Source organism: Acinetobacter sp. SFA, assembly GCF_001647535.1.
In the GTDB taxonomy this organism is placed as follows: Bacteria; Pseudomonadota; Gammaproteobacteria; order Pseudomonadales; family Moraxellaceae; genus Acinetobacter; species Acinetobacter pecorum.
On sequence record NZ_LSZI01000002.1, the window covers coordinates 33,955 to 48,578 of the forward strand.

Sequence of the window (14,624 nt, forward strand, 5' to 3'; positions counted from 1 at the left end):
TTATTTAATTCCAATATTGAAATTCTAGCTTAAAGTTATTCTGTAATGGATTTCCCCTCTCCTGAGCAAGTTTTAAAGCACTGCTTTAAAACGAAGCGCAAGTGATGAGCAGCACTGCTGCGCAAGGGAGAGGCAATTCTAATTAAGTTAAAGCATCCCATGCCTTAAAAACATCTCCAAGCCACTCACCTTTTTGATATACATCAGGCGTTCTTTTTCTACTTTAATCTGCTGTTTGATGGCTGAAGTATCTTCGTCAATCTGCTTATACAGATCAGCAATTTGAACTTTCCCTTTCCCCTTTTTCACCGCAATTCTGGTTTTCGATGACCAGACCAATCTATGAATCAAGGCATCAATCTGCTCTTGTAATTTCTGGCTCTGTGCATCCAAAGCCAGTTGATAAAACTTGAGTTGCTCTGCGCTTAAACCTTTTTGTGAAACTTCCTGATCTTGTTCAATCTGCAGTTGCATTTTCAGTAACGTAAACAGATCCTGCTCTGCATAAGCCTCATTGGCACGTTGCAATAATTCAGTTTTCTTGATTTTTTTGACATCATTCACTTCACGGTCAGGGTGAATGATGGCAGCAATTTTTAAATATACGGTTTTCAATGACTGCTCTGCCATCGCTGTAACCTGTGCCTGTTTTTCCTGCTGGCGTTTTAACCTGGCTTGCTCACGTGCCTGCTGAAAATGATCTGATTCCCATTCTTCAAATACTTCTGCATCTGCAAAATCTGAGGGATTCTCACTCTTAAAGAATGTTTCCAGTTCATTAATTTTCTTTTGGCTTTTTCTGAATTGGGCATGTTCGGCACGTTGCTGATAGTAAGTGAAGATTTCATTCACTTTATGAGCTTGTTGCACCGACATTGCCTGAGAGTCTTTTAGATAATTTGCAAGGTATTGAATCTTTTCATCCAGCACCACCAGTTCAGCCTTGGAAAATGTGGTTTCCTGCAGGTGCTTCCAGAGCTGTTCCAACTGCTTGAACAGTACACCATGCAATTCATGATAGACCGGCATGAAGGTTTTATGGGTATATTGCTGCAGATCTTCTTCAGCCTGTTGCCATTGGTGTAATTCCTGTTTCTGTTGCTCGATTTTATCAATCAGATGATCCAGCTTCTTCTGCTGTGGCGAAAGCGCTGTGAACGGCTGAATCATGGTTTTCAAGTCAAAGAGCATGGCAGGAGAAAGTCAAAGAAGAAATAATATCCATATTAAATCTTTCAGCTTTCGTCACAAAGTCCTTTTCAGTATGCCCTTTCGAAATTTGTATCAGAATTAAAAAAAGCAGACCAAAATCTGCTTTTTCGCTCTCATATTGATTATTCCAGCACTACACGGCCATTCAATGACTGCACCGGACGGTTGTTCGGATGCCCCATCAATTTGGCAAATTCCGAAATCTGCTTGGCAGAAGCCTGCTGAATATCTTTCAGAATTAGCCAGCGTACGCCTTCCGAACACGGCGGTGTGGTCAGCGAGCCGCTAAAGCGATAATAATCCAGATTCTTAGGCAACATCTGATTCACCGCTTGTGGGGTTTTCAAAATCACTTTCTCGCCCTGCTTTTTCGGTAAGCGGTTCCACATATGTTTGAGCATCTGGCTTTCCTGTCCCTGTTCAAACATCATCCCCACGACAGCCAGCTCATCTTTGGCATTGGCATGGACAAAGTGGATTTCTAGTGGATAGCTTTTGCCTTTAATCAGGTTTTCACTCGGGCTATGCAAATGAAACTGTTTTAGCACAAAGGTATCGCCATCCAGTTGCAATTCACCACCTTGTGCAAAATCCACCTGAACAGTATGACCTTTATTTTCGATCGCATGGATCATGGTGTTATAGCTAAACTTGAGCGGTTCCAGTTCTGCTTTCACTGTTCGCTCAATATTGATTGGTGCCTGGTTCAGACCATTACAGGCCGAATATTTCTGGCTCAAAGTCGACCATTGCTCAGGCTGAGTATAATCCCAATCCGCATCTGCCCAGACCGCTGTACTTAAACCCATAACCGTTAAAAGTGTGAATATTTTTTTCACAATACGTCCCTTGGTGGAAATCAAAATCAAATTTCTAATTTAAAAACAGTTTATTAAAGTAGTGTAATCACTCTATTTTTTCAGGCTACAAACTACAGATTTTTATAGAAATGAAGTGATTTGCTTACAAATTTCTAAACACTCTTAGATATTCAAAATAAGTTATTCTGAATTTATATTGATAAATTTCAAATGGATAATACTTTTATAGATTTAAAAATAGCCAAAAAAGAATGTGATCTTCTTCAAAGTTGATTTGCTGATTTTTTATGCATTTTTTACATGAAATATCTATCTTATTTTTATTATATTCAATAGCTGGATTATTAAGCTCAAGCTTCTTTTTTAAATAGAATCTATTTTTATTCATAAACTTACACAATCACAGCAGCAAATAAAATACTGATATTGCTAGACTCGAGCCAAAGAGCAAAATGAGGATCAAGAATCTAAATGGACTGGGCCACGATATTTATACATGACACCACCTGGGCGTTTACCGCAGAAATTTTGCTGCGTTGTGCCCTGATGTACACCATGATTATCCTGTTTCTGCGCCTGACCGGAAAACGCGGGGTACGGCAACTTTCCATCTTTGAAGTCGCTATCATTTTGAGCTTGGGTTCGATTGCCGGTGACCCGATGTTTACCGAAGATATTCCCCTGATTCAGGCAGTTCTGGTGATGTCGGTCATTATTATCATGTATCGTCTGACCACCTGGCTCATGATGAAATATCAGTGGTTTGAAGACTTACTGGAAGGTAAACCCATTTATATTGTAGAAGATGGACTGTTGGTCGTTGAAGAGATTAAAAAAGGTAAAATGTCGCATGATGAATTCTTTGCCGAAATGCGCCAGCAAGGTGTTGAGCATCTCGGTCAGGTTCGTACAGGTTTACTGGAAACTGACGGTAAATTCAGTGTGTTATTATTTAGCGATGATGAAGTAAGGCCCGGTCTTCCTCTTTTTCCTAAAAGCTGTTCTATTGTCAAACAGGCCAAGGCCAATGAGTTATATGCCTGTATTTACTGTGGACAGGTACAAACTCTTTCGAGTGCCGACCAGCAATGCCCGCGCTGCGACTCTACGCAATGGTCCGAAACACTTGACTGTTTAAGAGTAACTTAAGCGCGATTTAATAACTGCAAATGGGCAAAAATTTCCGGCAGATGCTGAATTTTATGCTGAATATGTTCGGCATCGGCATGAAAGCCCTGCATCCATAAGGCATTCATGCCGGCATTTTTTGCTCCCTGTACATCATTGACCGGATGATCTCCAATATATAGGCATCGTTCTGGTTGCACGTCTAGACGTTCTGCGGTGATCTGGAATATTTCCGGCTGTGGTTTGTTAAAGCCTACCAGTCCTGAACTGATAATTTCATCAAAATAAGTTTCAATACCCAAACCCCGAATCGTATTCAAACGGGTATCATGTCCGCCATTGGAAACAATGGCTAGCTGATAACCCTGATCTTTCAGCTGTTTTAATACTTGTATTGCTTGTGGCATTTCTACAGCGAAACGACCAAACTGGCGAAACCAGAACTGGGCCAGTTCCTCTATGCTCGGAGGATTTAACCAAGACAATTCCTGCAATAAGGCATAAGCAGCCGAAGCGCCAATACTGCCATGCGTCAGCAGTTCCTTTTTAGGATAACCGCCATTATCAATACGTCTTACAATCTCGATAATTTTATCTGAATCGACCTGTGCCAATGCTGGAGCATAATATTCTGCCAGATAACGGCTATAGGCCTGTGTAGTCAGATCACGGTGGGTCAAGGTATTGTCAAGGTCAAATAAAACGGCTTGGATCGTCATAATGTTCAAATCAAAATGTTGAAGCTTTCAGTCATGGTAACAGCCCGAAACTGGGTAGATTAGACCTAAAATTGCTAAGTTTTGTTGTTTTAAGCATAAAAAATTGATGCTGAAGCACCGCTTTTTGATAGGAAAATAAAACTCTCGATTAGAATTTGTATTCTAAGCCTGTACAAAAATCCCTATGCTTTATTCAAAATAACCTTCTCCCAAGGTATTGATATAAAAAATCCCACCAAGTGGTGGGATTTTTTATATTTAGCTTCACATCATCAATTAGAAGCTATATTTACTCATTAAACCAATACGGTTATCTTTGAATTTTTCATTATTAAAGGTTTTACGCTCACCGTTGACATACTCAACACCAAACTCAAGCGGTTTAACTGGTGAATACACCAAGTTTAACCATGCTTGTTGTACCTCTTTGTTTGCAGCCTCATTGAGGTCTGCATAGTCTGAGTCTTTATCAGCAAACAATGCACCATAACCAAGTGAGGTTTTTAAGTTAGGTAAAATACTGTACGTTAAGCCCGTTTGTACCGCCCAAATTTCATTTTGCTCAATATTACGGTTACCTTCATCATCTACGAATGCAGCATTGGCATTGGTACCATACAAAATACCGTTTACACCTTTGGTATAGCTGACATCCAGCGTCGCTTTTAAAGGATCAATTACTTGATAGGTTGTACCTGCTGCTAGACCCCAACCTGCTTTACGCTTATTAGTGTCTTCATCTTTATAAACTTCAACTAAAGCACGCGCAGACGCATTACCTTTTTTGTCATCAAAGTTGTGTGCCAATTTAGCAGTCAATGTTGGTACGCTTGATTTGATGTGTTCAACACTTACTCTTTGGCCTTGGGCATTGAATTCAGTCTGTGCAGCACTTGAGTTTGGTTTTTCTGCCGCCAAGAACAATTGCGTTGCTGGTGTCAAATCAAAACCATAACGAACCATTGGTAGACGGGTAGTACCACCACCGACGTTGGTGCTGAAATCAATCATAAACGGTGCATGATTTGACAAGAAGTTAGATTGGGTTTGACCAATCAACCAATTTTCATAGGTTAAATATGCTTGACGTATACGGAATGAATCGTTAGTACCTGCAAAATCACTTTCAAGTTTACCGCCAACCTCTGCACCGTTAACACTGGTTTTAAAATCTAAACCCAATCGTGTTGTTTTTGCGGTTGCGACTAACTTGTCTCTGGTTTGACCATTGGTTTTAGCAACGTCAGAGAAGTCTCCTGCTGAACCTTCAATGATATAGTTTGCATCACCACGAACGAAACCATATAGCTTCACTTCAGTATCTGATTTTGTACTTAGTGCTTTCGGTGCAGCTGCTGATGGTTGTGGTGCTGCTTTAACTTGTTCAATCTGCACGGCTTGATTTTGCTGAACTTGTTGCTGCTGTGTTACTAATGCTTTTAGTGCTTCAACTTCTTGACGCAGCTGCTTAATTTCTTTTTGCTCTTGTGTTTCAGCATGTGCAACCGTCCCCATCATCAAGGTTGTTACTGCGACTGCTAATCCCTTAACTAAAAACTTTCGTGTTAAAACTTGATTCATTAAATTCTCCATATTGAACAAACGTTCATTGGCTTTGAAAGCTCACTGATTCCCACTAAAATCTAAAGCGTGGGGAATATCTATAATTATAAATTGACTTATTTTATTATCTCGCGAGATCACTCACGAACAATATGCATAGTTAAAAACCATCCTTATCATGTTACATGATTTTACTGGATTTATGATTTTTTACTATACCTACATAATAAGCCGTATAAAAACATCAGAAATTTAACAATTTTAGACTCAGTTTGAAATCATTTTTATCTCATACTTTTAGCTAAAATATGTATTAACGACACTTTTAAAATAATTTGATTGTTTTTAATACGGCTTTAATTGATGCGTTGCAATGATCAGGAGTCTTGCTGTGTTCTACCCCAAAATACGATAGGCCATAATAAAAACACACTGATCCATACAATATATGTTAAATACTGTGCATACCCCCAATAATCCCCGAATATCCCACTCAGACTATATAACCCACCACTCACTGTGGCCATCAGCGCCACCTGAAAGGTAAAATCAGTACCGGCCAGATGCTTGCGACTGTATTGCATGACCAAGGTCAGCATGACCACCAAGAGCATGGCAGAGATCATATCTTCGGCGGCATTAATCAGATAAATGATCCAGTTTTCTACTTTATTTTGGATTTCATACTGGGCAGCCAGCCAGGCATAAGCCATTAAAGTCATGACTTTCAGAACAGAGAAAATCAGTAAACTCCGGCTACGTGACCAGTATTTCAGACACCAGCCAGCCAATCCGGCCCCAATCAGTGCCGCAAATGCACCTAACATGGTGACATAAAGGCCAATCTGGCTAAAGCTCAGCCCGAGATCTACCATTAACGGTTTTAATAAAGGCCCGGATAAACCATCGGCGATTTTAAAGGTCAGTAAAACCAGAAGCCACCTCGCCAAGGTTAAATCTGACCAAAAGTATTGAAAATAGGTTTTTATATTGCTGAGTGCAGGTCCTTTATCAGCTGGCGTGATAATTTTTGAATGCTGAGGTTCTCTAAAAAGTAAAATCGGTAAAGTATTAACAAAAACCAGCGCAGCCAGCAACAGAAAAGTACTTTGCCATTGCAGCAAATCGAGCAGCCATAATATGGCCCCGCCTCCGACAATGAATCCCAGACGCGAACCAATCACCTGAAAGGTATTGCCCCAGTGTTGCTGCTCATTTTTCAGAATATTGACTGCCAGTGCATCGGTCGCAATATCCTGCGTGGCGCCAATACCATTCATCAGCAAAAGCATGATAAAAAACAGCAGTAAATATAGCGGCTGGTTCAAAGCCTGAATGGGTAGAAAAGAAAGTCCAATCAAGACAGTAACTGACAGCCATTGCAAGGGAATAATCCAGCTACGGTAATGACCTTTGGCACTCGATCCATGCCGATCAACTAAAGGCGCCCAGAATATTTTGATCGACCACGGTATCATCAGCAGGCCAAAGCCCCCGATATGCGCCAGTGATACCCCTTCAGCCCGCAGAATGACCGGCAAGGCATGCGTCATAAATCCGACCGGAAGCCCCTGTGCCCAATACAGCGAAAACAGTAAGATATAGATATTCCGCATATGCAGGCCAAGTCCTTAGGGTGAAAATGCATTAACGGCATTTAAGATGCCATACATTTTGCCAATGATCCGGATTTTACAACAGTCTAATATAATCAAAAATAAAGAAAAATTAGTTTCAGGAAGAGACAGAAGTAATGACCCAGACACGTTTCCCCCGGTTACCGCCGCATGTCCCGGCTCGTGGCAGCAAACTGAGCCGGACTTTTTTCAGGCAACTTTTCTTGGCTCAGGGCTGGCGTCTGGAAGGAGAATTTCCCGATTTGCCCAAAGCTGTGGCCATTATTTCTCCGCATACTTCAAATATTGATGCCTGGCTCGGTTTTAACGCCCTGCTCGGTCTCGGTATTCAGATTACGATTTTTGGTAAAGATAGCCTATTTCGCACTCCCCTCAAGCCGGTTCTGGAATGGATTGGGGTCGTTCCAGTCGTGCGGGATAGTCCACAAGGTCATACCCGACAGATTGTCGAGATTATTGAAAAATCACCTCAAATCTGGGTCGGTATGGCGCCCGAAGGCTCACGCAAGGGCCCTGAAAAAATCCGCAGTGGTTTTTATCATATTGCCAAAGCAGCGCATTTGCCGATTGTGATGTTTTCCTTTGACTATGACATCAAGACCATTCACATCTTGGGTATATACCATCTGACCGGTGACTATGAATATGATCTGGAAAAGATTTATCAGTATTATGAAGGAAAATTCTCGGCCAAAAATCCGGAGTGGGTAGCCAAGCCGTTACAAAAGCTTTTGAAAAAAGACTAGGCAAATACGGCTTTTTTTGATGTGATAGCCTGAATTTTGTTGATTTAATCACCAGTTTTTATAATGAAGTTAGCCCATTATGCCTTGATTGGCTGTCTTGGTTTAAGTCTTGCAGCCTGTGACAAAGCCACTAAAACACCCACCACTACCACGCCTATCAAAGCCCGCGAACCCGTCGTCGCACTTGCTCTCGGTGGTGGCGGTGCCAAAGGTTTTGCCCATATTGGTGTGATTAAAGTACTCGAATCACATGGCATTAAACCGAAAATCGTCACCGGTACCAGTGCCGGCAGTTTTGTCGGCAGTCTGTATGCCAGCGGCAAATCCCCTTATCAGTTACAGCAGATTGCCCTGAATTTTAAAGAGTCGGATATCCGCGATTTAACCTTGAATCGGCAAGGGATTATTGCCGGACAAAAATTGCAGGATTTCGTCAACAAGAATGTAGCGAACAAACCGATTGAGCAGTTCCCGATTCGCTTTGCTGCTGTTGCCACTCGTCTGGACAATGGCCGCAAGGCAGATTTTATTAAAGGCAATGCCGGCCAGGCAGTTCGCGCGTCCTGCAGTATTCCGAATGTGTTTGTGCCTGCCGTGATTGGCGGCACCAAATATGTCGACGGCGGCCTGGTCAGTCCGATTCCGGTCAAGACCGCCAAAGATATGGGAGCTGATATTGTGATTGCTGTGGATATTTCTGCCCGTCCAGATGGCAATAAAGCCCTGAACATGTGGGGTGTACTGGATCAGACCCTGAATATTATGGGACAGCAAAGCATTCATGAGGAACTGAGTCAGGCCAATGTGGTGATCCAGCCCAAAGTCGGCCATATCGGTACTTTAGACCTGAAAGCCAGCAATGCGACCATTCTGGAAGGTGAAAAAGCAGCCCAGCTGAAAATTCGTGCCATTGAAAAAGCAATTACTGATTTCAAGCAGTCTCCTGCAGCACTTAAACCGCCGCGTCAGGCTAAATTTTGATGCACGATTTTTTTATATTCATCTGCGGCCGCATCTGCTACATTGAAGATCAATCATATAAAGATGATGATTAATTAAATACTTAGCGATATAGGTCACGATATGGAATTAGTTCTTGAACCTTGGCACTGGTTTGTATTAGGCATCCTTCTGATCCTGTCAGAATTACTGCTGCCCGCATTTGCTGCCCTTTGGTTCGGGATTGGTGCCGTCATGGTTGGTGTCCTGTACTGGATGTTCCCGATGATGGGACTGACCACCCAGATCTTGACCTGGATCATACTTTCTGTACTGTGTACGCTGCTCTGGTTCAAGTTTATCAAACCGCTTTCCACTGACAAGACTAAAGCGGGTCTGTCGCGTGAGGCAACGATTGGCCAGATTGGTATGGTGATTCAGATCAATCTGGATCATGGGCAAATCCGGGTACGCTTTCCAATGCCAGTTTTAGGCTCTGATGAATGGGAATGCCGAACTCTGGACCCAGTTCAGGTCGGTGACCGTGTTCGCGTCGTGGATATTCTTGGAAACGACCTGGTCGTACAACCTCACAGCACACATTATCAAAATCAATAAGGTGAATAAGCTATGTCTGGTGGTTCTATCATTGTTATCGCGTTTCTGGCCTTTGTGGCAATTACCATTTTTAAAGGGGTGCGGATTGTGCCGCAAGGCTACAAATGGATCGTACAGCGTCTGGGGAAATACCATACCACGCTAAATCCTGGCCTGAATTTTGTCATTCCCTATGTAGATGAAGTTGCCTATAAAGTCACAACCAAAGACATCGTTCTGGATATTCCTTCACAGGAAGTGATTACCCGTGATAACGCTGTCCTGCTGATGAATGCCGTGGCCTATATCAACCTGACCACACCGGAAAAAGCCGTGTACGGGATTGAAAACTACTCCTGGGCGATTCAGAACCTGGTACAGACCTCACTGCGTTCGATTGTCGGTGAAATGGATCTGGATGATGCGCTATCTTCACGTGACCATATCAAGGCACGCTTGAAATCCAGTATTTCCGATGATATCTCGGACTGGGGAATCACCCTAAAGACTGTAGAAATTCAGGATATTAAACCTTCTATCACCATGCAGACCGCGATGGAAGAACAGGCCGCTGCTGAACGTCAGCGTCGTGCAACAGTGACTAAAGCTGACGGTGAAAAACAGGCCGCAATTCTGGAAGCGGACGGCCGTCTGGAAGCCTCTCGTCGTGATGCTGAAGCGCAAGTGGTACTGGCTGAATCTTCACAACGTGCAATCGACATGGTGACTTCCGCCATTGGTGATAATGAAATTCCGGTCGCCTATTTACTGGGTGAACAGTATATTAAAGCCATGCAGGATATGGCCAAATCGCCAAATGCCAAGACTGTGGTACTGCCTGCTGATGTGCTGAATACCATTCGTGGTGTGATGGGACGTCCTAACTAGATTTAATAAATACTTCATAATAGGCAGCCAATTGGTTGCCTATTTCTCTTGAAAATAAGAAAATCTCAGCAAAGATTGTGAATTTATGGTTAAATTTCGCGTTTATTTTTGAAATCTCCTGGATTCGATGTTGCCTGACTTTCGGATTAAAGTTTCTCGCATCTGTCACAATCCTTATTTCGATCTACTGTCCAACTTAAAAATGGATACCGTATGAGCTCCCTAAATCCAACCTTAATTACCTTTCTTTTTTATATTGTCGCCATGGTGGTGATTGGCCTGATCGCTTATCGTGCGACAAGCAATTTTTCCGATTACATCTTAGGGGGCCGACGTTTAGGGAGTTTCGTAACTGCACTTTCTGCAGGGGCTTCCGACATGAGTGGCTGGCTACTGATGGGTCTGCCCGGTGCAATTTATCTTTCCGGCCTGTCTGAAATGTGGATTGCCATCGGTCTGATTATTGGTGCCTGGCTCAACTGGCTGCTGGTCGCTGGCCGTTTACGCGTACATACCGAAGTCCAGCACAATGCCCTGACCCTGCCGGATTATTTCTCGAATCGCTTCAATGACCAGAAAAAAATCCTGCGTGTGGTTTCTGCATTCGTCATTCTGATTTTCTTTGCGATTTACTGTGCTTCCGGCATGGTTGCAGGCGCACGTCTGTTCGAAAGCATGTTTGGCATGTCTTACAGTACCGCGCTCTGGATCAGTGCCATTGCCACCATCAGCTATGTGTTTATTGGTGGCTTCCTGGCGGTGAGCTGGACCGATACCATTCAGGCAGGTCTGATGATTTTTGCCCTGTTGCTGACGCCAATCGTGACGTTGATGGCATTTTCAGACATGTCCCAGGTGACTTTGGCACTGGAAGCTGCCCGTCCTCAAGCAATGAATATTCTGGGTGATCTGAGCGTTGTTGCGGTTATTTCCCTGCTCGCCTGGGGTCTGGGTTACTTTGGCCAGCCGCATATTCTGGTACGCTTCATGGCAGCAGATTCGGTCAAGTCAATTCCAAATGCACGCCGTATCGGCATGACCTGGATGATTCTATGTCTGGGTGGTGCGGTGGCAGCCGGCTTCTTCGGGATCGCCTATTTCCAGCAGCATCCAGAACTGGCAACTGCAGTGAATGCCAATCCTGAAACAGTATTTATGGAACTGACCAAAATCCTGTTTAACCCATGGATTGCAGGTGTGGTGCTTGCTGCCATTCTTGCCGCAGTAATGAGTACTTTAAGCTGTCAGCTCTTGGTCTGCTCAAGCACCCTGACTGAAGATTTCTATAAGTCTTTCCTGCGTAAAAATGCCTCGCAAAAAGAACTGGTCTGGGTTGGCCGTTTGATGGTACTGCTGATTGCCTTGCTGGCGATCTGGATGGCGGGTAATCCTGAATCCAAAGTACTGGGGCTGGTGGCGTATGCCTGGGCAGGTTTTGGTGCCGCCTTTGGTCCGCTGATTATCCTGTCACTGTTCTGGAAACGCATGACCTTGAATGGTGCTTTGGCAGGGATGATCATAGGTGCAGTCGTGGTTATTTTCTGGAAGAACCTGTTTGCTGACACTGGACTGTATGAAATCGTTCCTGGCTTTATCTGTTCAATGCTGGCGATTGTGGTGGTGAGCCTGATGGGTAAAGCGCCAACAGCAGAAGTGACTGACCGTTTTGAAGAAGCGGAACGCCTTTACAACGAAAGCAAATAATTCTGTAGCAACTAAAAAAGAGGACTTGAAGTCCTCTTTTTTATGGAATGCTCTTATACCTCAGAAGAATGTTCCAATCAGCTTTTGCGCGTGAGCAGGAACCGGGTAATTTGCATCAACTCTTCCGCCTGATCTTCAAAATGGTTCAAGGCATTGATTGCCTGATCGTGTAATTGCTGGGCATAGGCTTTGGCCTGCTCCAGACCCATCAATGCCGGATAGGTTGATTTTTCAACCTGTTCATCTTTACCTGCAGTTTTCCCCAAGACTTCGGTATCGGAAATAATATCCAGAATATCATCCTGTACCTGGAAGGCCAGACCAATCGCCTGTCCAAACTCACGTAATTTAGGAATGGCCAGATCGGTACCTTCAAAGATTGTCACCGCCGCCATCATGATCGCGGCACTAATCAAAGCACCAGTTTTATTGCGATGGATGGTTTCCAGTGCCTGCTGATCGATTTTTTTGCCTTCAGACTGTAAATCTAAAACCTGACCATTCACCATTTTCGAAGAAGCGGTTGCCAGAATCTGCATCTGTTTCAGTACAATGGAAGCTTCTACCGCTGGCCCCTGATCAAACAGACGGCTACCCAAGATTTCGAAAGCCATAGACTGCAGGATATCACCTGCCAAAAGTGCTGTATCTTCTCCATAAGCCACATGACAGGTTGGCTGGCCACGGCGCAACAAATCATTGTCCATACACGGCAGATCATCATGGGCCAGTGAATAGCAGTGAATAAACTCGATCGCAACCGCTGCACGACGCACTGCAGCACTATTCTGGTTGGGTTTTAATGCAGCGGTGGCATAGCATAGCGCTGGACGTACCCGCTTGCCACCCAGCATCACAGCATGATGGACTGCCGACCTTAACGGTTCCGGAATGGCAAAGGCTTCCAGAGCGGTCAATAAATCCTGTTGAATGCGGTGTTGTGCTTGTGTGAGTGCATGGGTTGATACGTCAGTGATAGATGACACATTCGCCTCGAATACGTAGTCCAGAAGAATAAAATGACAAGCGAATAAATGCCTGTACGCTGATCAGGCATTGTACCTAGAAATGCCTTGAATTTTCAGCCATAAATCGAATTGTTCTGCTGAAATTTGCTATTCAACATCAAATAAGCAAGTCAGAGATTTTAAACCATAAAAAACCACCGCAGAACCGGTGGTTTTATTCAGGCTAAAAGTATGCACCGCTTTTAAACGAGAACATCTTCTGGTACGCGCACCCAGCCTTCCATCAATACACGGGCACTGCGGCTCATAATCGCTTTCTTCACTTTCCACTCACCATTTTCAAAACTTGCTTGTGCACCCACTCTCAACGTCCCGGAAGGATGACCGAAATGCACTGCTTCACGCTCTACTCCGCCTGCTACCCGGTTTACCAATGTTCCCGGAATAGCAGCTGCCGTACCAATGGCCACAGCAGCCGTGCCCATCATGGCATGATGGAGTTTGCCCATAGACAAGGCACGAACCAGAATATCGGTATCAGATTCGGTGACCGTCTTGCCACTGGACGAAGTATAAGTTTTAGATGGGGCAATAAATGCAATTTTCGGGGTATGTTGTCGGGTAACTGCTTCTGCAATATCCTGAATCAGCCCCATTTTCTTCGCAGCATAGGCACGAATCGTTTCAAATTTTGCCAGGGCTGCTACATCATTATTAATCTGATCCTGAAGTTCGGTGCCCTTATAGCCGAGATCTCCAGCATTCAAAAATACGGTTGGAATACCGGCATTAATCATCGTCACTTCGAAACTGCCAATATTGGGGACTTCCAATGTATCGACCAGATTGCCTGTCGGAAACATGGAACCGCCTTCTGCATCATCATCGGCAGGGTCCAGAAACTCGATCTGCACTTCGGCTGCAGGAAAGGTGACGCCATCCAATTCGAAATCACCCAATTCCTGTACCTGTCCACTCTGTATCGGCACATGCGCAATAATGGTTTTCTGAATATTGGCCTGCCAGATGCGTACCTTACACAACCCGTTTTCAGGAATACGTTCGGCATCGACCAGCCCGTTGGAAATGGCGAATGCCCCAACTGCCGCAGTCAGATTGCCACAGTTGCCGCTCCAGTCGATATAAGGACGCTCAATTGAAACCTGACCAAATAAATAATCGACATCATGATCGGCTTGCTGGCTTTTCGACAGGATGACCGTTTTACTGGTACTGGAACTGGCGCCCCCCATGCCATCGATCTGCTTCCCATAAGGGTCTGGGCTACCAATCACACGTAGCAAAAGCTGATCACGAATCCGGCCAGCCTGTTGTGCTTGTGCAGGCAGATCATCCAGCTTAAAGAAAATACCTTTGCTGGTTCCTCCACGCATATAGGTCGCAGGAATCTTGATTTGGACTGCAGAACTCATGACTTATTTCATCCTTTGAATTGTCTTTGTTGTGGTAGTGCTTATTGAATATTTGTACCAAGAGTATAATCAGTTTCAGGCCAAGTGAGTGCAGTGTTCCGACCTAAGTATAAAAAACCGGCATTTGTATCGGGGCAAAAAAACAGAAAACTCATCAGTTATAATTAAAATAAAATTAATATATTGATTCATATATGGTTTCTCGAATTCGTTTTTTATAATTTTTTATTATAAACACCATAATAATATTTCATTCAAATGCTTGTACT

General features: G+C 43.8%; 13 protein-coding genes and 1 pseudogene. 6 read left to right on the plus strand and 8 right to left on the minus strand.

The features are described 5' to 3' along the window. Positions 1–147: 147 nt before the first annotated feature. Together AY607_RS01755 and AY607_RS01760 are read right to left on the minus strand one after the other, a co-directional pair. Complete coding sequence (locus AY607_RS01755; protein ID WP_064101578.1) at positions 148–1,191, minus strand: hypothetical protein; 1,044 nt, start codon at positions 1,189–1,191, stop codon at positions 148–150. Positions 1,192–1,334: 143 nt separating this feature from the next. Then, positions 1,335–2,021 (minus strand): carbonic anhydrase, encoded by a 687-nt coding sequence (locus tag AY607_RS01760; protein WP_064101579.1) that lies wholly within the window; start codon positions 2,019–2,021, stop codon positions 1,335–1,337. Between the two features lie 483 nt (positions 2,022–2,504). On the opposite strand from AY607_RS01760, the gene AY607_RS01765 reads away from it, so the two are divergent. Next, positions 2,505–3,182 carry a DUF421 domain-containing protein gene (locus AY607_RS01765; RefSeq protein WP_064101580.1) on the plus strand — a complete coding sequence of 226 codons (678 nt, stop codon included), beginning with the start codon at positions 2,505–2,507 and terminating at the stop codon, positions 3,180–3,182. Here the strand turns inward: AY607_RS01765 and AY607_RS01770 are convergent. From AY607_RS01770 to AY607_RS01780, 3 genes are all read right to left on the minus strand, one after another. Continuing rightward, positions 3,179–3,880 (minus strand): HAD family hydrolase, encoded by a 702-nt coding sequence (locus tag AY607_RS01770; protein WP_064101581.1) that lies wholly within the window; start codon positions 3,878–3,880, stop codon positions 3,179–3,181. The genes AY607_RS01765 and AY607_RS01770 overlap by 4 nt on opposite strands. 276 nt (positions 3,881–4,156) lie before the next feature. After that, on the minus strand, positions 4,157–5,461 hold the full coding sequence (locus tag AY607_RS01775) for a DcaP family trimeric outer membrane transporter (protein WP_064095694.1): 1,305 nt from the start codon (positions 5,459–5,461) through the stop codon (positions 4,157–4,159). A 359-nt stretch (positions 5,462–5,820) separates the two neighbouring features. Continuing rightward, a complete protein-coding gene (locus AY607_RS01780; RefSeq protein ID WP_064095695.1) occupies positions 5,821–7,059 on the minus strand; it encodes an MFS transporter in 1,239 nt (412 codons plus the stop codon). A gap of 137 nt (positions 7,060–7,196) precedes the next feature. On the opposite strand from AY607_RS01780, the gene AY607_RS01785 reads away from it, so the two are divergent. Both AY607_RS01785 and AY607_RS15380 read left to right on the plus strand, forming a co-directional pair. Further along, on the plus strand, positions 7,197–7,826 hold the full coding sequence (locus AY607_RS01785; RefSeq protein ID WP_064095696.1) for a 1-acyl-sn-glycerol-3-phosphate acyltransferase: 630 nt from the start codon (positions 7,197–7,199) through the stop codon (positions 7,824–7,826). Between the two features lie 63 nt (positions 7,827–7,889). Continuing rightward, a pseudogene (locus AY607_RS15380) lies at positions 7,890–8,471 on the plus strand (patatin-like phospholipase family protein); the annotation flags it as partial. Position 8,472: 1 nt separating this feature from the next. Here AY607_RS15380 and AY607_RS15385 read toward each other — a convergent pair. Then, positions 8,473–8,535 (minus strand): hypothetical protein, encoded by a 63-nt coding sequence (locus AY607_RS15385; protein ID WP_404793942.1) that lies wholly within the window; start codon positions 8,533–8,535, stop codon positions 8,473–8,475. A gap of 374 nt (positions 8,536–8,909) precedes the next feature. Between AY607_RS15385 and AY607_RS01795 the strand changes: the two genes are divergently transcribed. The 3 genes from AY607_RS01795 (at position 8,910) to putP (ending at position 11,954) form a co-directional block, all read left to right on the plus strand. Further along, positions 8,910–9,383, plus strand: coding sequence for an NfeD family protein (locus AY607_RS01795; RefSeq protein ID WP_064095698.1), 474 nt, complete (start codon positions 8,910–8,912; stop codon positions 9,381–9,383). A gap of 12 nt (positions 9,384–9,395) precedes the next feature. Beyond that, positions 9,396–10,250, plus strand: coding sequence for an SPFH domain-containing protein (locus tag AY607_RS01800; RefSeq protein ID WP_004279377.1), 855 nt, complete (start codon positions 9,396–9,398; stop codon positions 10,248–10,250). Between the two features lie 213 nt (positions 10,251–10,463). Continuing rightward, the gene (gene putP / locus AY607_RS01805; protein WP_064101583.1) at positions 10,464–11,954 is read left to right on the plus strand and encodes a sodium/proline symporter PutP; all 1,491 of its coding nucleotides are present in this window, start codon (positions 10,464–10,466) and stop codon (positions 11,952–11,954) included. A 77-nt stretch (positions 11,955–12,031) separates the two neighbouring features. Here putP and AY607_RS01810 read toward each other — a convergent pair whose 3' ends face one another. Together AY607_RS01810 and prpF are read right to left on the minus strand one after the other, a co-directional pair. Further along, positions 12,032–12,940, minus strand: a complete 909-nt coding sequence (locus AY607_RS01810; protein ID WP_064095700.1) for a polyprenyl synthetase family protein — start codon at positions 12,938–12,940, stop codon at positions 12,032–12,034. Between the two features lie 224 nt (positions 12,941–13,164). Continuing rightward, complete coding sequence (gene prpF, locus AY607_RS01815; RefSeq protein WP_064095701.1) at positions 13,165–14,355, minus strand: 2-methylaconitate cis-trans isomerase PrpF; 1,191 nt, start codon at positions 14,353–14,355, stop codon at positions 13,165–13,167. Positions 14,356–14,624: the final 269 nt, after the last annotated feature.

Excerpts from the sequence above, each read along its gene's own strand:
- AY607_RS01755 (WP_064101578.1), bottom strand. The coding sequence starts at position 1,191 with ATGCTCTTTGACTTGAAAACCATGATTCAGCCGTTCACAGCGCTTTCG.
- AY607_RS01760 (WP_064101579.1), bottom strand. The coding sequence starts at position 2,021 with ATGGGTTTAAGTACAGCGGTCTGGGCAGATGCGGATTGGGATTATACT.
- AY607_RS01765 (WP_064101580.1), top strand. The coding sequence starts at position 2,505 with ATGGACTGGGCCACGATATTTATACATGACACCACCTGGGCGTTTACC.
- AY607_RS01770 (WP_064101581.1), bottom strand. The coding sequence starts at position 3,880 with ATGACGATCCAAGCCGTTTTATTTGACCTTGACAATACCTTGACCCAC.
- AY607_RS01775 (WP_064095694.1), bottom strand. The coding sequence starts at position 5,461 with ATGAATCAAGTTTTAACACGAAAGTTTTTAGTTAAGGGATTAGCAGTC.
- AY607_RS01780 (WP_064095695.1), bottom strand. The coding sequence starts at position 7,059 with ATGCGGAATATCTATATCTTACTGTTTTCGCTGTATTGGGCACAGGGG.
- AY607_RS01785 (WP_064095696.1), top strand. The coding sequence starts at position 7,197 with ATGACCCAGACACGTTTCCCCCGGTTACCGCCGCATGTCCCGGCTCGT.
- AY607_RS01795 (WP_064095698.1), top strand. The coding sequence starts at position 8,910 with ATGGAATTAGTTCTTGAACCTTGGCACTGGTTTGTATTAGGCATCCTT.
- AY607_RS01800 (WP_004279377.1), top strand. The coding sequence starts at position 9,396 with ATGTCTGGTGGTTCTATCATTGTTATCGCGTTTCTGGCCTTTGTGGCA.
- putP (WP_064101583.1), top strand. The coding sequence starts at position 10,464 with ATGAGCTCCCTAAATCCAACCTTAATTACCTTTCTTTTTTATATTGTC.
- prpF (WP_064095701.1), bottom strand. The coding sequence starts at position 14,355 with ATGAGTTCTGCAGTCCAAATCAAGATTCCTGCGACCTATATGCGTGGA.